This is a genomic window from Frankia sp. CgKIO3 (assembly GCF_977946435.1).
In genome coordinates this window covers 29,418-48,269 of the sequence record NZ_CDWTMO010000013.1, presented here as the reverse complement: position 1 = coordinate 48,269, position 18,852 = coordinate 29,418, and the positions used below count along the sequence as shown (strand labels likewise).

13 protein-coding genes are annotated in these 18,852 nt (G+C 70.2%); 9 read left to right on the top strand and 4 right to left on the bottom strand.

The genetic code is table 11. The features are described from left to right. Both AC08OJ_RS03210 and AC08OJ_RS03205 read right to left on the bottom strand, forming a co-directional pair. Window positions 1-2,424, bottom strand: a 2,424-nt coding sequence (locus tag AC08OJ_RS03210; RefSeq protein WP_476595026.1) for a glycoside hydrolase family 65 protein, incomplete at its 3' end; no start/stop codon positions are given. Then, window positions 2,421-3,182, bottom strand: coding sequence for a beta-phosphoglucomutase family hydrolase (locus AC08OJ_RS03205; protein ID WP_476595025.1), 762 nt, complete (start codon window positions 3,180-3,182; stop codon window positions 2,421-2,423). The genes AC08OJ_RS03205 and AC08OJ_RS03210, both read right to left, overlap by 4 nt. 206 nt (window positions 3,183-3,388) lie before the next feature. Here AC08OJ_RS03205 and dcd point away from each other — a divergent pair, with 206 nt between their 5' ends. Beyond that, window positions 3,389-3,988 (top strand): dCTP deaminase, encoded by a 600-nt coding sequence (gene dcd / locus AC08OJ_RS03200; protein ID WP_476592663.1) that lies wholly within the window; start codon window positions 3,389-3,391, stop codon window positions 3,986-3,988. A 79-nt stretch (window positions 3,989-4,067) separates the two neighbouring features. Here the strand turns inward: dcd and AC08OJ_RS03195 are convergent, their stop codons facing one another. Then, entirely contained in the window at window positions 4,068-6,287 is a 2,220-nt protein-coding gene (locus tag AC08OJ_RS03195; protein WP_476595024.1) for a (Fe-S)-binding protein, read from the bottom strand. A gap of 648 nt (window positions 6,288-6,935) precedes the next feature. Between AC08OJ_RS03195 and AC08OJ_RS03190 the strand changes: the two genes are divergently transcribed. From AC08OJ_RS03190 to AC08OJ_RS03155, 8 genes are all read left to right on the top strand, one after another. Further along, complete coding sequence (locus AC08OJ_RS03190) at window positions 6,936-8,168, top strand: nuclease-related domain-containing protein (RefSeq protein WP_476592661.1); 1,233 nt, start codon at window positions 6,936-6,938, stop codon at window positions 8,166-8,168. A gap of 316 nt (window positions 8,169-8,484) precedes the next feature. Then, window positions 8,485-10,314, top strand: coding sequence for a molecular chaperone DnaK (dnaK, locus tag AC08OJ_RS03185; RefSeq protein ID WP_476592660.1), 1,830 nt, complete (start codon window positions 8,485-8,487; stop codon window positions 10,312-10,314). Continuing rightward, the gene (grpE, locus tag AC08OJ_RS03180; RefSeq protein ID WP_476592659.1) at window positions 10,311-11,126 is read left to right on the top strand and encodes a nucleotide exchange factor GrpE; all 816 of its coding nucleotides are present in this window, start codon (window positions 10,311-10,313) and stop codon (window positions 11,124-11,126) included. Before dnaK ends, grpE begins: the two co-directional genes overlap by 4 nt. A 113-nt stretch (window positions 11,127-11,239) precedes the next feature. Beyond that, the gene (gene dnaJ, locus AC08OJ_RS03175) at window positions 11,240-12,430 is read left to right on the top strand and encodes a molecular chaperone DnaJ (RefSeq protein ID WP_462202767.1); all 1,191 of its coding nucleotides are present in this window, start codon (window positions 11,240-11,242) and stop codon (window positions 12,428-12,430) included. Next, entirely contained in the window at window positions 12,427-13,032 is a 606-nt protein-coding gene (locus AC08OJ_RS03170) for a heat shock protein transcriptional repressor HspR (protein ID WP_476592658.1), read from the top strand. The genes dnaJ and AC08OJ_RS03170 overlap by 4 nt, the downstream gene beginning before the upstream one ends. A 134-nt stretch (window positions 13,033-13,166) precedes the next feature. Further along, entirely contained in the window at window positions 13,167-15,776 is a 2,610-nt protein-coding gene (gene clpB, locus AC08OJ_RS03165; protein ID WP_476592657.1) for an ATP-dependent chaperone ClpB, read from the top strand. 116 nt (window positions 15,777-15,892) lie between these two features. Then, a complete protein-coding gene (locus AC08OJ_RS03160; protein WP_462186393.1) occupies window positions 15,893-16,378 on the top strand; it encodes a PH domain-containing protein in 486 nt (161 codons plus the stop codon). Further along, window positions 16,375-17,589 carry a PH domain-containing protein gene (locus tag AC08OJ_RS03155; RefSeq protein WP_476595023.1) on the top strand — a complete coding sequence of 405 codons (1,215 nt, stop codon included), beginning with the start codon at window positions 16,375-16,377 and terminating at the stop codon, window positions 17,587-17,589. Before AC08OJ_RS03160 ends, AC08OJ_RS03155 begins: the two co-directional genes overlap by 4 nt. Before the next feature lie 24 nt (window positions 17,590-17,613). On the opposite strand, the gene AC08OJ_RS03150 is transcribed toward AC08OJ_RS03155, so the two are convergent. Next, window positions 17,614-18,699, bottom strand: coding sequence for a nucleotidyltransferase domain-containing protein (locus tag AC08OJ_RS03150; RefSeq protein WP_476592655.1), 1,086 nt, complete (start codon window positions 18,697-18,699; stop codon window positions 17,614-17,616). Between the last annotated feature and the right edge of the window lie 153 nt (window positions 18,700-18,852).

Sequence of the window (18,852 nt, the reverse complement as noted above, 5' to 3'; positions counted from 1 at the left end):
GGTGGCTGAGCCGGCACCGACGCCCCCACCCGCACTGGCGCCCCCACCCGCACCGGAGTGGCCGCCGGTCCCGGGCAGGCGCAGGAAGCGCAGCGGCTCCCGACCCGGGGGCTGCTTCGGCCGTTCCAGGACGGGCGTCGGCGGGACCTCCATGCTGACCGGCTGGCCGGGAACCACCCGGACGGTCTTGCCGTGGTGCAGCAACGTCATCGCCGGCCCCGCGGGGACGGTGTAGACCGCCGTCGAGTCGGAGACCTCCACCCGCAGGTGCCGCCCGCGGACACAGAGCCCGAAGGCCAGCCTGGTCAGTCCCTCGGGCAACCGCGGCGCGAACGAGATCACCTCACCGCCGTCACGCAGCCCACCGAAGCCCTCGACGAGGGCGATCCAGCTTCCCGCGAGGGAGGCCATGTGTAGCCCATCTCCGGTGTTGTGCTCGATGTCATGCAGATCCATCAGGGCGGCTTCGCGCAGGTAGTCATGGGCGAGCGACAGGTGCCCACACTCAGCGGCCAGCACCGCCTGGGAGCATGCCGACAGTGACGAGTCCCGAACCGTCAGAGCTTCGTAGTAGGCGAAGTTGCGGATCTTCTCGTCCATCGTGAAGGCATCACCCCGGCGCTGCATCGCCAGGACCAGGTCCGCCTGCTTGACGATCTGCTTGCGGTAGAGGTCGAAGTACGGGAAGTGCAGCAGCAGAGGGTACTGCTCGGGCGCGGTGTTCGCGAAGTCCCAGACCTGGTGTTCGGTGAATCCCTCGGACTGCGGGTGGACGCCGAGATGGGGGTCGTAGGGGATGGACATGTTCTCGGCCGCGTCCCGCCAGGACGCCGTGACCTCGGCATCCACGCCCAACTCGGCGGCCCGGTCGGGATGGCGGCGGGCGGCGTCCGCCGCGGCCACGAGGTTCCGCTGCGCCATCAGGTTCGTGTAGACGTTGTTGTCGGCGATAGCCGAGTACTCGTCCGGGCCCGTGACACCGTCGATCCGGAAGCGGCCGTCGAGGTCGTGATGTCCCAGCGACCGCCACAGCCGAGCGGTCTCGATCAGGATCTCCAGCCCCACCGTGCGCTCGAACTGCTCGTCCCCGGTGATGGTGACGTAGCGGGCGACCGCGTCGGCGATGTCGGCGTTGACGTGAAAGGCGGCCGTCCCGGCCGGCCAGTACCCGGAGCACTCCTCGCCGTGGATGGTGCGCCAGGGGAAGACGGCGCCCTTCAGATTGAGCAGATCGGCTCGTTCCCTGGCCAGTGGCAGAGTCGCGTACCGCCAGTGCAGCGCGTCGGCCACCGCGTCAGGCGCGGTGTACGTCAGGACGGGGAGCACGTACGACTCGGAGTCCCAGAAGGCGTGCCCGTCGTATCCGGGGCCGGTCAGGCCCTTGGCCGGGATCGCCCGCCGCTCGGCCCGCGCTCCGGCCTGCAGGACGTGGAACAGCGCGAAGCGAACGGCCTGCTGCACCTCCGGGTCGCCGTCGACCTCGACGTTGGCCCGCTTCCAGAAGGTATCCAGATACTGCCGCTGCTCGCCGACGAGACCGGGCCACCCGGTCTGCCGCGCTGCGACCAGCGCCGCGGCGGCCTGGTCCCTCAGGGCTGGGAGGGACCGTTGCTCCGACCAACCGTAGGCGATGAACTTGACCATCCGTAGCTTCTCGCCCGGGGCGAGCACCGCCGTGGCCGTCACCCGGCCGGCGTCCGGCTCGCTCTCCGAGGAGACACCCAGCGAGTCCGGCCCGGCGAACTCGTGGTCCATGGCCGCGGCGACACGGATCTCGCTGCGGTGGGTGATGTGGACGAGCTCGACCATCGTGCCGCTCGCCCGATGGCGCTCGGACCGCAGCGGCGACTCCAGCGCAGCCGCGGCCCGCGGGTCACCGTGCCAGGCCGGCAGCTGCTCGTTGGCCACCAGCTCCGACTGGATGACGATCCGCGCCGGGTCGCCCACCGGCTCAATCTCGTAGTACACGGCCGCGATGGAACGCTGCGAGAACGACACCAGCCGCTCGGAGTGCACCCGGATGGTCTGCCCCGCCGGCGAGACCCATTCCACGTCCCGCCGGAGCACGCCCTCCCGGAAGTCGATCGCCCGCTGATGCGACCGCAGATCGCCATAGCGGATGTCGAACGGCTCGTCGTCGACGAGTAGACGGATCACCTTGCCGTTGGTGACGTTGATGACCGTCTGGCCGGACTCGGGATATCCATAGCCGGCCTCGGCATAGGGCAGGGGCCGCAGCTCGTGGACCGAGTTCAGGTAGGTGCCCGGCAGGCCGTGCGGATCGCCCTCGTCGAGGTTTCCCCGGAGCCCGATATGGCCGTTGGACAGGGCGAACAATGACTCGGACCGGCCCAGATCGGAGATGTCGAGACCGGACTCCTGGATGGACCACGGCTCAATCAGATAAGACACTTTGTCGATCATGCGGGGCCGGGTCCGGAGCCGTGGCCGAGCAGGTCCGCCAGGTCGTTTACCACGATGTCGGCCCCGTGGGCGCGCAACGCTGCGGCGTGCCCTACCCGGTCGACCCCCACGACCCAGCCGAACCCGCCGGCCCGCCCCGCCTCGACGCCGGCCAGGGCGTCCTCAAACACCGCCGCCCGCCGCGGCGGCACCCCGAGCAGCCGGGCGCCGGCGAGGAAGGTGTCGGGCGCTGGCTTTCCGGCGAGATGGTCACGGGCGGCGACGATGCCGTCCACCGCTCCGTCGACGAGGGCGTCAAGCCCGGTCGCCTTCAACACCTCGGCGCAGTTGGCGCTGGAGGAGACGACCGCGCGGGGGATCCCCCGCGCGGCCAGTTCCCGCAGGTACGTCACCGAGCCGGGGTAGATGTCCACACTGTCCCTCCTAATCCGTTCCAGCAGGAGGAAATTCTTCCGGTTGGACAGCCCATGCACGGTGAGCGCGGACGGCGGGTCGTCCGGTGTTCCGTCGGGAAGCCTGATGTGACGGGCGTCGAGAAAGGCTCGCACTCCGTCGATCCTGGGCCGGCCGTCAACGCACTCGGCATAGTCATGCTCGAGGTCGAAGGGGACGAACGGCCCTCCCGACCGCTTGGCCCAGTTCTCCAGAAAATCGTCGAACATCTCTTTCCACGCGGCCGCGTGGATCGTCGCAGTGTTCGTCAGCACGCCATCCAGATCGAACAGACATGCCTCGATGTGATCGGGTAGCCCGAGCATCCGTCCCGCCTGTCCCTTCCGCCCCAGCCTTCCCCGGGAGCACCCACCCGTCCGGCCGGGTATTCATCGACCGGCCACGTGCCTCCTACCCGGGTCACGCTCCGTCTCACTCTTCCACACGGCTCCGTCCTCCTCCGGGTGGACGGTGAAGATCAACCTCCGGGTGGAGGGTGAAGATCAACCGCTCATGCTCTAACGTCCGGGACGTGCTGTTGTCCGACCGGGACATCCGGACCGAGATCGCCACGGGCCGGATCCGTCTCGACCCCCACGACCCTGGCCTCATCCAGCCGTCCAGCATCGACCTACGGCTGGACTGCTGGTTCCGGGTCTTCGCCAATCACCGGTACAGCCACATCGATCCCTCTCTCGAGCAGGAGGATCTCACCGAGCTCATCGCCCCGGAGGGCGACGAGCCGTTCGTCCTGCATCCGGGCGAGTTCGTCCTCGGCTCGACACTGGAGATCGTCACCCTGCCCGACGATCTCGCCGGCCGGCTGGAAGGGAAGTCGAGTCTCGGCCGGCTCGGGCTGCTCACGCACTCGACGGCGGGCTTCATCGACCCCGGCTTCTCCGGGCACGTCACGCTGGAACTGTCGAACGTGGCGACGCTGCCGATCAAACTCTGGCCCGGCATGAAGATCGGCCAGCTCTGCCTGTTCCGGCTGTCCTCGCCGGCCGAGCACTCGTACGGCTCGACCATTTACGGCTCGCGCTACCAGGGCCAGCGCGGCCCGACTCCGTCGAGGGCCTACCGGGGCTTCACCCGCGCACCGGTCCCGAACGGGGAGATCCCCCCAGGCTGACTTCCTTGCCTTTCAGCTTCCTTGCCTTTCCAGAGGGTTTCATGTTCGATTTATCCCTCTGGAAAGGCAAGGGCACAATCTAGCCGACAGGCTCGGCGGACGCCTCGGTCGGAGCCGCTGGCGCCGCCGGCGCCAGCGAACGGGCCAGGAGCTGGGAGACGTCAAGCACCTCGACGCCGTCCTTCGCCTCGCCGCTCAGCTTCTTCTCGGTGACGGCGTCGGTGAGCATCACGATGCAGAACGGGCAGGCGGTGGACACGACGTCCGGGTCGAGGCCGAGGGCCTCCTCCATCCGGTCCACGTTGACCCGCTTACCGATCTTCTCCTCCATCCACATCCGCGCGCCGCCGGCACCGCAGCAGAAGCCGCGGTCCTTGCAGCGGTGCATCTCCTGGCCCCGGATGCCCGGGATTGCCGCCAGGATCTCCCGCGGCGGGGTGTAAACCTTGTTGTGCCGCCCGAGGAAGCAGGGGTCGTGGTAGGTGACCGACGACTCCACCCGGGTCACCGGCACCAGCTTGCGCTCCTCGACCAGTTTGCCGAGCAGCTGGGTGTGGTGGACGACCTCGTACTGACCGCCGAGAGCCGAGTACTCCCGGGCGAGGCTGTTGAAGCAGTGCGGGCAGGTGGCAACGATCTTCTTGACGCCCGTGGCGTTCAGCAGCTCGATGTTCGCCTTGGCCATCTCCTGGTACAGGTACTCGTTGCCGAGCCGGCGCGCCGGGTCTCCGGTGCAGGACTCGTTCGTACCGAGGATCGCGAACTCGACCCCGGCGGTGTGCAGGAGCTCCGCGAAGGCCCGCGCGACCTTTTTGGCGCGGTCCTCGATCGCCCCGGCGCAGCCGACCCAGTACAGGTACTCGACGTCGTCGGGGATCTGCTCACCGTCGCCGAGGACACGCACCTCGAAGGGCAGGCCCTCGGTCCACTCGGTGCGGGTCCGCGGCGAGACGCCCCACGGGTTGCCGTTGTTCTCGAGGTTGCGCAGCATGACGCCGGCCTCGGACGGGAACGCCGACTCGATCATCACCTGGTAGCGACGCATGTCGACGATGTGGTCGACATGCTCGATGTCCACCGGACACTGTTCAACGCACGCGCCGCAGTTGGTGCACGACCACAGGACGTCGGGATCAATGACCCCGCCCTCCTCCTCGGTGCCGACCAGCGGCCGGTCGACCTGCGGCTGACCGGGCTGCGGCACCCGGCCGAAGCCGGACTCGGGCACATGGTGCACGGTGTGGGAGTCGGAGGCGTCCTCGACGATCCCGGTGACCGCCTTCGGCGCCTCCTCGCCCTCCGCCGCGCCCTCGGTGGACAGCAGGTAGGGCGCCTTGGCGAAGAGGTGGTTACGCAGATCCATGATCAACAACTTCGGTGACAGCGGCTTGCCAGTGTTCCACGCCGGGCACTGGCTCTGGCACCGCCCGCACTCGGTGCAGGTGGCGAAGTCGAGCATGGCCTTCCAGGAGAAGTCCTCGACCTTGCCGACGCCGACGACCGGCTCGTCCTCCTCCATCAGCTTCTCGATGTCGGGGGTGGTGGCCAGCGGGCCGAGGGCCACCGGCTGGCGCTTGAGCACGACGTTGATCGGAGCCAGGCCGATGTGCAGGTGCTTCGAGTAGACCACCAGCACCGAGAAGCCCATGATCACCGCAATGTTGAGCAGTAGGAAGACCGTCTCGATGCCCTCGTTCACCTCGTGGGAGAGGCCGGAGAAGATGCGGCTCACGGCGTAGGACGCGAAGGCCCACTTTGTCTGGCCCTGCGGAAGGTTGCCGGTGTTGTACTGGGCGCCACGGCAGATCAACAGTGTCACGATGACGGCGGTGATCAGGCCGAGGATGACCCAGGCCGGCCCGGTGTGCGAACCGTAGAATCGCGACTTGCGCTCCAGCCGCGCCGGGGCGTCCTTCAACCGGATGATCGTGAAGGCGGCCAGGCCGGCGAGGACCGCCACGGCGAAGAAGTCCTCGAGGAAGCCGATGGCCGCCCAGTGCCCGAATCCCGGGATGTGGAAGTCGTCGTCGAACAGGCCGCCGTAGGCCTCGATGACGGTCAGCAGCAGGATCGTGAAGCCCCAGAAGGTGAAGAAGTGGGCCGCCCCGGGCACCGACCACTTCAGCAGCTTGCGCTGCCCCCCGACCTCGCTGATCTCCGTCCAGACGCGGGTCGGCAGGTCGTCGAGCCGGCCCTCGGCCGGCTGGCCGGACCTGATCAGCCGGAACAGCCAGAAAACCCGGCGCCCGGCAACCGCGAGAGCAATCAGCGTGATCGCTCCACCGATCGCAATTCTCACAGCATCCTCCATCTGGCACCCACTATCGCGGGCGAGCCTGCTCGTACCGACCAGCAACGTATGGGACGAGTGGCTCACGCCACCCGGACAAGTGGCCCGCGCCACCGTAGGGGCGGGTCCGGTACCACCTCCCGGCCAACCTGCCTGGCTGGGTCCCCACCCCTGGGCGTAGGGGCACTATGAGGCCGACAGCGAACCCGCTCACCGTCGGCCCTGCCACGATGTGGTCCGAGCGGCCCGAGCTAGGGGGCCCAAAGGCCCGATCGTCCGCGCGAGGTGCACGAGACTGCTACGTTCAGCGGCAGACGCCCAACCAACACGCAACGCCTCGCACCGTCACGACTACCACGGCGCCCCGGATCCCGCCATCCCGGAACGTCGCTCCCCCCGCCGGGAGCCTCCCGGGCCGACGAGGTCAACCCTTGTGCCGGCAGGTGCTTCGACGCACCATAAGGACAGCTTTCGCCCACGGTGACCGGGCGATCGTGTGTCCCGCGGTGCTCGCCACCTTCACGTTGTGCATGGGCCCGGTGCCAGCGCTGCCTTGACGACGCCCGGCATGCCCCGGCGGACGGGCCCCCTACCGACGTTGACGACCCCGCGAGCGACAACTCCGCGAACGACAACCCTGCGAACATGGTGGGCACGATGGCGACGATCACCCGGCCGACGATGACCCGAGTCGGCCGCCCTGGACACTCCCTGCAGACGGAGTACCTCCGGGCCAGGGAGAACCAGGCACTCGTGCGGCGGGACAAGCTGAGCCGCGAGGTACCCCGCACCGCGGTGCGCTCGGCCCTGGTGGGACTCGTTCTCGCCCTCGTCATCGGCTTCGGCCTGGGGCTGCCCACGGTCGCGGTCGTCGTGTTCCTGCTGGTCTTCATCGCCTGGCCGGCCGGGATCGTGATCGCCTCGTTCGGGACCGCCCCCGACGTCGAGTCGCTGCGCGAGGGGGCCGAGGCGGAGCGCAGGACCGCCCGCGCCATCGCCCGGCTGCGCCGCCAAGCGTACGTCATCCTGCACGACCGGGCCGTCCCCTACTCCGAGGCGACCATCGGTCACCTCCTGGTCGGGCCCGGCGGGGTGATGGTGCTCAGCAGCGACAACAACAAGGGCACCGTGCGGTACAAGAAGGGTGGGGCGACCTGTGACGGAGAGTCACTCAAGCCCCCGATCGACCGCACCGCCTGGTTGGGTGGCGAGGTCCGCAACCAGATCCGCGCAGCACTGCCGATGCTTAAGATCCCGGTAAGTTCGATCCTGGTGATGGTCGAGGCCAACGTCCTGTGGAGCGACGGCGCCCTCGACGGAGTGACGATCATCAGCATCAAGGACGTCGTCAACTACATCCGGCGCAAGCCCGGCCGGCTCAACCCCGGTGAGGTCCAGCAGATCGCCGCCGCCACGGAACGGCTGTTTCCGGCCTACTCGGCCAACCGCCTCGCCGAGCAGATCACCGTCGGTCGGGACCAGTGGCTGACCCTGATGGACGCGCTGCGCACGATCCGTGAGCGCGACGGGGACGCTTCCGAGATGCTCGACCGGCTCGCCCAGATCGAGTCCGACCTGGGCCGGCAGGCCGACCTCATCAACCGGACCGGAATGCCGCTCACGGTTCCCGGCCGAGCGGGCACTGACGAGGCCGCGAACGGCGGCGGCGCGGCCTCCGGGCCGGACGGTCCGTCGGCTGCCGGCATGGGGCCGGTCGTCTCGCCCCGGCTCGGATCACGCGCGGGCGGACGGCCGCGCCCGGGAGCCCGCCGCGGGCGCATCCTGGCCGCCGTTCGACCGCCCCGGGAGACGACGGACCCCGACGCCGGCCAGGCGCCCGGCGACGGTGCCGCGGGTGACTCGGCCCCGCAGCCACCCGCCGGAAGCTGACGCTCTCCCACTCCACTCCACGCGGCTCCCCCGCAGGCTCTTCCCGCCAGCTCCCCTTCCGGTCCCGTCCGGCGGCGCTGGCGGGAATTTCCCGGCCGCACAAAAGTTGAGCGCGCTAGGATCACCTCTGTCAGGCTATGATAAGAGCCGTCATCATGAGTCAGAGCGACTCAACACACCAGCCTGGCTTAGCGTTGGCGGAACCGAGGCTTCCCGGAGTGATCCTCAAACCTCGGTTCACCGACAGGTTCCATCCCCACGAGGTCGGTGCGCCCGCCTGATCGGCGCCACCGACATGATCGAAAGGCACACAGACATGGCACGAGCGGTCGGTATCGACCTCGGCACCACGAACTCCGTCGTGAGCGTGCTCGAGGGCGGCGAACCCACGGTGATCGCCAACGCCGAGGGCTCCCGGACGACCCCGTCGGTCGTGGCTTTCGCGAAGAACGGCGAGGTCCTGGTCGGCGAGGTCGCCAAGCGTCAGGCGGTGACAAACGTCGAGCGCACCATCCGGTCGGTCAAACGCCACATGGGCACCGACTGGAAGATGACGGTCGACGCGAAGGATCTCACGCCCCAGGAGATCAGCGCGTTCATCCTGCAGAAGCTGAAGCGGGACGCCGAGTCCTACCTCGGTGAGACGGTCACGGACGCGGTCATCACCGTCCCGGCGTACTTCGATGACGCCCAGCGTCAGGCCACTACCGAGGCGGGCACGATCGCCGGGCTCAACGTCCTGCGGATCGTCAACGAGCCGACCGCCGCGGCCCTCGCCTACGGGTTGGACAAGGGCGAGAAGGAGCAGACCATCCTGGTCTTCGACCTCGGTGGCGGTACCTTCGACGTCTCCCTGCTGGAGATCGGCGACGGTGTCGTCGAGGTGAAGTCCACCTCCGGTGACACCCACCTCGGTGGTGACGACTGGGATCAGCGCGTCACCGACCACCTGATCAAGACTTTCAACGGCCAGCACGGGGTCGACCTCGGCAAGGACAAGATGGCCCTGCAGCGGCTGCGGGAGGCTGCTGAGAAGGCGAAGATCGAGCTTTCGCAGTCCACCCAGACCACGATCAACCTGCCCTACATCACCGCGTCGGCCGAGGGTCCCCTGCACCTCGACGTCTCACTGTCGCGCGCCGAGTTCCAGCGGATGACCTCCGATCTCATCGACCGCTGCAGGCACCCCTTCCAGCAGGCGGTGAAGGACGCGGGGATCAAGGTCAGCGACATCGACCACGTCGTCCTCGTCGGTGGTTCCACCCGGATGCCCGCCGTCGTCGAGCTGGTCCGCGAGCTGACCGGGGGCAAGGAGCCGAACAAGGGCGTCAACCCGGACGAGGTCGTCGCCGTCGGCGCCTCGCTGCAGGCCGGCGTGCTCAAGGGCGAGGTCAAGGACGTCCTGCTCCTCGACGTCACCCCACTCTCGCTCGGCATCGAGACGAAGGGGGGGATCATGACCAAGCTCATCGAGCGCAACACCACGATCCCCACCAAGCGATCGGAGATCTTCACCACCGCCGAGGACAGCCAGCCCTCCGTGCAGATCCAGGTCTTCCAGGGCGAGCGCGAGATGGCCGCCTACAACAAGAAGCTCGGCATGTTCGAGCTGACCGGCCTGCCGCCCGCCCCGCGGGGCATGCCCCAGATCGAGGTCACCTTCGACATCGACGCAAACGGCATCGTGCACGTGTCCGCGAAGGACCTGGGCACCGGCAAGGAGCAGTCGATGACCATCACCGGTGGCTCGGCGCTGCCGAAGGACGACATCGACCGCATGGTCCGCGACGCCGAGCAGTACGCCGAGGAGGACCGCAGGCGCCGGGAGGAGGCCGAGACCCGCAACAAAGCCGAGACGCTCGTCTACTCGACCGAGCGGTTCCTCGCCGAGAACGGCGAAAAGATCGACGCCGCGGTGAAGAGCGACGTGGAGGAGAAGCTCGGCACGCTGCGGGGCGCCGTCGCCGGCACCGACACGGCGGCGATCCGCGAGGCGGCCGACGCGCTGGCCGCGGCTAGCCAGGCGATGGGCCAGGCCATGTACGCGCAGGCCGCCCAGGAGGGCGCGGGTGCCTCCGGCGGCGCCGGAGCAGCCGACGACGACGTGGTCGACGCGGAAATCGTGGATGAGGAGGACAAGAAGTGACCTCAAGCCAGGCCGCGGACTGGTGGGGTTCGTCTCGGCCCGACGGCCGGGACGAGGCCGAAGAGCCCCCGGTGGTGGTGCGGGACCGGCGCCGGATCGATCCGGAGAGCGGCGAGGTCCGGCCGGAGGCCGCTGCGTCCCCCGGCCCGACGGCCACGGAGGTTCCACCCGCCGGAGTCCCGGCGGGCGAGGGTAACGGTGAGCTCGTGGCGTCACTACGCCAGCAGGTCACCGAGCGGACCGCGGACCTGCAGCGCCTGAAGGCCGAGTTCGACAACTACCGTCGGCGGGTCGAGCGGGACCGTCAGCAGATCGGCGAGCAGGCGACGGCGAAGCTGCTGGCGAGTCTGCTGTCGACCCTCGACGACATCGGCCGGGCTCGTGACCACGGCGATCTGGAAGGCCCGTTCAAGGCGATCGCGGAGGCCTTGGAGGCAGCCCTGGAGGCGACCGGGCTGGAGCGCTACGGGGCGAAGGGCGACGAGTTCGACCCGTCGGTCCACGAGGCCCTGATGCACTCCTATCGGTCGGACGTGAGCGGGCCGACTTGCGTGGACGTCTTCCGGGCGGGTTACCTGCACGCGGGCAAGGTGTTGCGGCCCGCGCAGGTGTCGGTCGCGGAACCGTCGGGCGAGGTGGACGAGACCGTCGATCAGCCTGTCGAGGCGGAGGTCGTCGCCGGGGCCGGCGAGGCGGCGGGGAGCGGCCCGGGCCAGGCAGGCGGCCCGCCGAATCGGCCGGCATCGGTCCCCGATGACACGGGCAGTGCGCCCGGGCCGGACAACGGCGGGCCCACTGTCAGCGCCGACTGAACACCGGCTGAAGAGGGGAGCCAGGTCCGTCCGGCCGTCCGCGAGCCGGGGTCTGACGGGCATGGCCGGCCACCGCCTCGCGCGGATGACATCGTGAAGGAAGGAGGGGCGCCGTGAGTGTTCGCGACATGGTCGAGAAGGACTATTACGCCGCTCTCGGCGTTCCAAAGGACGCCTCGGCGACCGACATCAAGAAGGCGTACCGCAGGCTGGCCCGTGAGCTGCACCCCGACAAGAACCCGGGGGACGCCAAGGCCGAGGCGCGGTTCAAGGAGGTCTCCGAGGCCTACGACGTTCTCTCGGACGAGGGCCGTCGACGGGAGTACGACGAGGCCCGGGCGCTGTTCGCGGCCGGCGGTCGTCCCGGCGGCGGCTTCGGCGGGCCTGGCCGAGCCGGGGGTTACGGCGGGTTCGGCGCACCCGGCACGGGCTACGGCAGCGGGCCGAACCTCAACCTCGACGACCTTCTCGGTGGGGCGAACGGCGGCCTCGGTGGCATCTTCGACAACCTGTTCCAGCGGTCGGCACCCGGACGCGGCCCGCGTCGGGGTGCCGACATCGAGGCCGAGGTCACGATCCCCTTCGAGAAGTCGCTGACCGGCCTGGAGGCGTCGGTCCGGCTTCCCGGGGCCGCGACCTGTACCACCTGCACCGGCAGCGGGGCGCGTCCCGGCACGACGCCGCGCACCTGCCCGACCTGCCGTGGACTGGGCGTGGTGTCCCGCTCCCAGGGTGGCTTCGCACTCTCCGAGCCCTGCCGCGACTGCCTGGGCAAGGGCACCTTGATCGACCATCCCTGCCCGGACTGCCGGGGCACCGGCCGGCGTGAGCGTGAGCAGCGCATCCGCATCCCACCTGGGGTGAGCGACGGACAGCGGCTGCGGGTCCGGGGGCGTGGCATACCCGGCGAACGGGGCGGACCGGCCGGTGATCTCGAGGTGACGGTGCACGTGCTGCGCCATCCGGTGTTCGAGCGGGAGGGGAACAACCTGGCGATCACTCTCCCCGTGACGATCACCGAGGCCGCCCTCGGCGCATCGATACGGGTGCCGACCCTGGACGGTGCTCCGCTCACGATGAAGGTACCGGCGGGGACCTCCAGCGGTCGACGCCTGCGGGCCCGCGGGCGGGGTGTCCCCACAGCCGGGGGCGGGAACGGGGACCTCATCGTCACCCTCGAGGTGACGGTGCCGAAGCCGAGTGATCTCTCGCCACGGGCACGTACGGCGTTGCTGGAGTTCGCCCAGGCCCATCCCGAGGACCCACGGGCGCCGTTGATGGAACGGATGGGGGCAGGCGGATGACCGGGCGGCCGAACCGCACATCCGACCCGTCGCCCGCCCGGCGCGGGCGAGCGACGGGAGCAGGGCGAGCGATGGGAGCAGGGCGAACAGGGGAACGGCAGCTCCAGAGAGGACCGGCGGCGTCCCCCGCTGAGGTTCGGCCGGACACCGAGATTCGGCCGGAGGGCTACTACCCCGCCGGCCCGCTGCCGGGCCCGGCCCACGACGAGGACGCACCGGTCTACGTCATCTCGATCGCCGCGCAGCTCGCCGGGATGCATTCCCAGACCCTGCGGTCCTACGACCGGCTCGGGCTGGTCACGCCCGGGCGCACGGCCGGGCGGGGGCGGCGTTACTCCGCCCGGGACGTGGCGTTGCTGCGCGAGGTGCAGCGGTTGTCCCAGGAGGAAGGCGTCAACCTGGAGGGGATCAAGCAGATCCTCCGGTTGAGCGCCCAGGTGATGGCGCTGCAGGCGCAGGTGCGTCAGCTCACCGAGGAGCTCGCCCGGTCCCGCGCCGACACGGACCGCGCGGTGGCCGAGGCGCATGCCAGTCACCGGCGCGACCTCGTCCCGGTGGATCGCGGCGCGCTCGTGGTCTGGCGGCCGCTGCCCCGCCGCTGACCGGCCGGGCGGAGCCGGCAAACGGATGCAGGGGGTTCATCGCGGCGCGCCCGCAAGGTTGAGTGGGAACGACTCAGGTATACTGAGCGTTGAAAAAGCGACAGTGCACGCCGTCCGACCATCTGGGATCCGCCATGAACGCTGAACGCCTCACCGCCCGGTCGCAGGAGGCACTCTCCGCAGCGATCAGTCGAGCCACCGCCGACGGGTCACCCCTCGTCGACCCCCTCCACCTGCTCACCGCACTGCTCGAAGCGTCTGACGGGGTCGGCGCGGCGCTGCTGGCGTCCGCGGGCACCTCGGTCGACACGGTGCGCTCCCGAGCCGAGGCCGCAGTGACGCGGCTGCCCCGCGCGACGGGCATGAGCGTGTCCCCGCCGCAGCTGTCCCGCCAGCTCATCGCGGTGCTGAACAACGCCGAGCGGCAGGCCGGTCAGCTGGGTGACGAGTACACCTCGGTCGAGCATCTGGTCGTGGCGCTCGCCGAGGAGGGGGGCGAGGCCGGGCGGATCCTTACCTCCGCCGGCGCCACCCCCGACGCGCTGCGCGGCGCCTTCGAGAAGGTGCGCGGCGGCGCCCGGCGGGTGACCACCCGGGACCCGGAGGGCTCCTACCGCGCGTTGGAGAAGTACTCCATCGACCTCACCGAGCGTGCGCAGCAGGGCAAGCTGGACCCGGTGATCGGCCGCGACGCCGAGATCCGCCGCGTCATCCAGGTGCTGTCGCGGCGGACGAAGAACAACCCGGTCCTCATCGGCGAGCCCGGGGTCGGCAAGACGGCCATCGTCGAAGGGCTCGCGCTGCGGGTCGTCGCGGGTGACGTGCCCGAGTCGCTGCGCGGCCGGCGCATCGTCTCGCTCGACCTCGGTTCGATGGTTGCTGGCTCCAAGCTGCGCGGCGAGTTCGAGGAGCGGCTGACCTCCGTCCTCAACGAGATCCGCGAGGCCGAGGGTCAGATCATCACCTTCATCGACGAGCTGCACACCGTCGTCGGCGCCGGCGCGGCCGAAGGAGCGATGGACGCCGGCAACATGCTCAAACCGATGCTCGCCCGCGGCGAGCTGCGCATGATCGGCGCCACCACCCTGGAGGAGTACCGCACCCGGATCGAGAAGGACCCGGCGCTGGAACGTCGCTTCCAGCCGGTCCTCGTCGGCGAGCCGACGGTCGAGGACACCATCGGCATCCTGCGCGGGCTCAAGGAACGCTACGAGGTGCACCACGGCGTGCGCATCACCGACACCGCGCTGGTCGCCGCGGCCACCCTGTCCGACCGCTACGTCACCGCACGCTTCCTGCCGGACAAGGCGATCGACCTGGTCGACGAGGCCGCGTCCCGGCTCCGCATGGAGATCGACAGCCGGCCGGTGGCGATCGACGAACTCGAGCGCGCCGTGCGCCGCCTGGAGATCGAGGACATGGCGCTGTCCAAGGAGAACGACGAGGCCTCCCGCGAGCGGCGGGGGCGCCTGCAGCGCGAGCTCGCCGACCGGCGTGAGGAGCTGTCGAGCCTGACGGCCCGCTGGCACCGGGAGAAGGACTCGATCTCCGAAGTTCAGAAGATCAAGGAGGAGTTGGAGAACGCGCGGCGCGCCGCGGAGCTCGCCGAGCGCGACCTCGACCTCGCCAAGGCCGGGGAGCTGCGGTACGGCACCATCCCGACGTTGGAGAAGCGGCTGTCGGCGGCGACCGGCGCGCTGGCCGGCGCGGACTCCCCCGGTGGGGCGATGCTCAACGAGGAAGTCGGCCCGGACGATGTCGCCGAGGTCGTCGCCGCCTGGACCGGGATCCCGGCCGGTCGCCTCCTCGAAGGCGAGACGGCGAAGCTGCTGCGCATGGAGTCCGCACTGCACGCGCGGGTCATCGGCCAGGACGACGCGGTGCGGGCCGTCTCCGACGCGGTCCGCCGGGCCAGGGCCGGGATCGCCGACCCGGACCGGCCGACCGGCTCCTTCCTCTTCCTCGGGCCCACCGGGGTCGGGAAGACCGAGCTCGCGAAGGCGCTCGCCGACTTCCTCTTCGACGACGAGCGGGCGATCGTGCGCATCGACATGAGCGAGTACGCCGAGAAGCACTCGGTGGCCCGCCTGATCGGCGCCCCGCCCGGGTACATCGGGTTCGAGTCCGGCGGTCAGCTCACCGAGGCGATCCGCCGCCGGCCGTACAGTGTCATCCTGCTGGACGAGGTCGAGAAGGCCCATCCGGACGTCTTCGACGTCCTGCTGCAGGTTCTCGACGACGGGCGGCTCACCGACGGCCAGGGCCGCACGGTGGACTTCCGCAACACGATCCTTATCCTGACCTCGAACCTCGGGTCGCAGTTCATCGCGGACCCCACGCTCAGCCCGCAGGTGCGCCGCGAGTCGGTGATGGTCGCCGTGCGCGACGCCTTCAAGCCGGAGTTCCTCAACCGCCTCGACGACGTCCTCGTCTTCGACCAGCTGGGCCGGGACGAGCTGGCCCGCATCGTCGATCTCCAGCTCGATCGGCTGCGGGCCCGGCTGCTCGACCGGAGGATCACCCTCAACACCACCGACGCCGCCAAGGGATGGCTCTCCGACGTCGGCTACGATTCGGTGTTCGGGGCCCGCCCGCTGCGGCGGCTGGTCCAGACAGCGATCGGCGACCAGCTCGCCAGGGAACTGCTCGGCGGGCAGATCCGGGACGGCGACGAGATGCTCGTCGACGCCGCGCCGGACCGCTCGGGTCTGACGGTCAAGGCCGCCACCGTCAAGTCCCTCTGACAGGCCTCCCGGCGAATCGCCGCAGACCGGGCGAGGACCATCGTGGGGACGGCGCGCCGCCGGTTCCTCGGCCGATTCGGGCCGGACGTATCGGATGTGCGACTTATTGTTGCGGAATGCACGACGCTCTTCTGCCGGATCCCGCGCAGTGGCGGGTCCTGCCACCGGACCTACGGCGGCTTCGACGGGCGCTCCTGATCGTGGGAGCCGTCCCGGTGGTGGCGCTCACCCTGCTGATCACGGCGGCGTTCGGCGGCTGGCCCTGGATACTGATCACGGTGGCGCCGGTTCTCGTGACGGGCTGGCTCTGGCGCTCGATCGGCCTCCGCTGGCAGGCCTGGCGCTACGCCGAGCGGGAGGACGATCTCCTGATCAGCCGCGGGGTGCTGACGCGTCGCCTGATCGTGGTGCCGTACGGCCGGATGCAGCTCGTCGACGTCACCGCCGGGCCGCTGGCACGCCGTTTCGGCATCGCCAAGGTGCAGCTGCACACCGCGGCCGCGGACAGCGATGCCGTCATCCCCGGCCTGGCCCCGGACGAGGCCGCACGGCTACGTGACGCGCTCACCGAACGCGGTGAAGCCCGGTCGGCCGGGCTGTGACAATCGAGCGGGGGTCCACCACCGGCGAAGCGCCGGCTCGGGCGACACGCCCCGGCCAGGACGGGTTTCACCGGCTGCATCGGCTCACCCCGTTCCTGCGCGGCTGGGTGATCGTCGCGGCGTTCGTGGCGACGGTCGGCAGGAACCTCGCCGACGACGCCACGCCCCGCATCATCGGGCTCACCCTGATCTTCCTGATCCCCGCCGCCGGCATCTACGGATACTGCGCCTGGCGGTTCACCCGCTACCGGGTCGAACGCGACAATCTTCGGCTCGATACCGGGCTTTTGGTCCGACGGACCCGCCATGTCCGGCTGGATCGGTTACAGTCGGTGGACATCGCCCAACCGCTTCTCGCCCGAGCCGCGGGATTCGCGCCGGACGTAGGCGAGGCACCGCAGCGCCCACTCGCCGAGGTGCCACCACGGCGGCTGGTAGCCGCGATCGCGCTGTCCCCCGCGCCGTGGGTGGCGCTGTTCGGCGCGGCCGCGATCGCCACGCCCGCCCTGCTGACCGGTATCCTCACCGGCGCCCTCGGCGCCGTTCCGATGCTCGGCAGCCTCTGGCACACGACGTTTCGCCGGTTCGCGGCCGGCTACCCCTACACCGTCTCCGAGTCACCCGACGGGCTGCGCATCATCAGCGGTCTGCTCAACCGCACCCACGCCACGGTCCCGCCGGGACGGGTCCAGGCGATCAGCATCGGCGAACCGGCGCTGTGGCGCTGGTCGGGCTGGGTGACGGTCCGGATGAACGTGGCTGGCGGCGGACCCTCCGTGCTGCTACCGGTGGCCCGCCGGGCGGATGCGCTGGCCCTGATCGGCCGGCTGCTGCCCGGAGTGGACGTCGCCGCGGTGGCGATGACCCGGCCGCCACGCCGGGCCGCCTGGCTCGCCCCGCTCCACTGGCGGCGGCTGTCCTGCGGAGCGGACGACACGGTCTTCGTCGTACACCGGGGAATCGTCCGGCGGCACACCGATCTCATCCCTCACGGCAAGGTGCAGAGCATCCGGATCGTGCAGAACCCGCTGGCCAGACTGCTACGGCTGGCCGACGTGCACCTCGATACCACCGGCGGCCCGGTGACGGTGCGCGCCGGCCTGCGCGACGCCGACGAGGCGGTCTCGCTCGCCGCCGCGCAGGCCGAGCGATCCCGGATCGGTCGGCGCCACGCCGTACCGGACCGCTGGATGAGTCGGGGCGCCGGGTAAACGAAGCGCGCTACCGGCCCGCCCTCAGCCGAACGTGGGGAACTCCGGTCCGAAGAGGGAACCCCACAGGTTCACGGCCTCCTCGTGATCGTCGGCCTGTTCCGCATCCACCGCCTTCGCCGAGTAGATCCGGGCGAGCCGGACACTCTCGGCCAACGCCTCGATGTCCTCGGCACGCAGGTACGACGACAGGTCCCCGCCGACGCCGGCCGGGTCGGCCACGGTGAGGCCGACGTCGTCCAGGTGCCGGAAGACCTCGGCGAGCCCCTGCCGGGTGTTGAGCCCGCGACCGGCGAGGACCTGCCCGGCGAGCGCCTCGATATGGAAGGAGCGCAGGTGGCTGCCGCGCACCCGGTTCCACGCCTTGAGCAGGCGGACCGCCGAGATCACCCGGGGGCCGAGGTCCGCCGCCCAGCTCGTGTGCCGCTCCGGCCGGGTCGGCAGCCAGCCACCGACCCGGTCGGGTATGACGTACCCGGCACGCGGATGATCGAAGGCCGGCACCAGATGGACGTCCGGGGGGGCGTCGTAGACGATGCGCAGCGCCTGGCCGCGGCTGCCGATCGTCTGGATCCGATCTCCGCCGATGGCGTTGCGTACACAGAGCAGCAGGTCGCGGGAGTCCCAGCGGAAACGCTTCCAGGCGCTGTTGGCCGCCGAGAAGACCGCGAAGATGTCGACCTCGTCGAGCGGACGGATCATGGTGTCCCGCCCCGCCGAGCCGATCGTGGCGACCCCGACCAGCGGCAGCGCGCAACGAGGCGGGAAGATCGCGCGCAGCGCCCGCTCCGCCTCGTCGCGGCGAGCCGCGACGACGGCACGGTCCTCGGCACTGAGACAGATCAGGTCGTCGAGTTTCGCGAAGGCACGCGCCGTGGTGCCGACCAGCAGCGGACCCGTCAGCGGACCGGTTGTCGGGTTAATCGGCGACGTCGAGCCGGCCGCAGCCGGCTCGGAGCGGAGGCCTCCCTCGGAGGGGAACAGAGGGTTGAGCGTCCCCGGCGCCGACTCCTTCGGCCGACGCCAGTGCGGCGGAATGATCAGATGGTCGTACGTGACCTCGCTCGGCCGGACTCCGGCCGGTGTCCCCCGAGGGGTATCCACACTCATGGTGCTGACCTCCCAGGCGCAGGTGGCGCCGGACCGTTCGGGCTCCCCTCCCCGGGCACGCGACGGCCCTCCCACGGACCCCCACGGACGCCCCGCCCAGCTTCGGCCCGTCGGCCATTGGTCGCGACATCGCCTTACATGGTGCCCCAGGGC

Bases quoted from the DNA above. Each gene is read 5' to 3' on its own strand.
- clpB (WP_476592657.1), top strand. From the start codon at position 13,167: ATGAACGCTGAACGCCTCACCGCCCGGTCGCAGGAGGCACTCTCCGCA.
- AC08OJ_RS03170 (WP_476592658.1), top strand. From the start codon at position 12,427: ATGACCGGGCGGCCGAACCGCACATCCGACCCGTCGCCCGCCCGGCGC.
- dnaK (WP_476592660.1), top strand. From the start codon at position 8,485: ATGGCACGAGCGGTCGGTATCGACCTCGGCACCACGAACTCCGTCGTG.
- AC08OJ_RS03190 (WP_476592661.1), top strand. From the start codon at position 6,936: ATGGCGACGATCACCCGGCCGACGATGACCCGAGTCGGCCGCCCTGGA.
- AC08OJ_RS03150 (WP_476592655.1), bottom strand. From the start codon at position 18,699: ATGAGTGTGGATACCCCTCGGGGGACACCGGCCGGAGTCCGGCCGAGC.
- AC08OJ_RS03205 (WP_476595025.1), bottom strand. From the start codon at position 3,182: ATGCTCGGGCTACCCGATCACATCGAGGCATGTCTGTTCGATCTGGAT.
- AC08OJ_RS03160 (WP_462186393.1), top strand. From the start codon at position 15,893: ATGCACGACGCTCTTCTGCCGGATCCCGCGCAGTGGCGGGTCCTGCCA.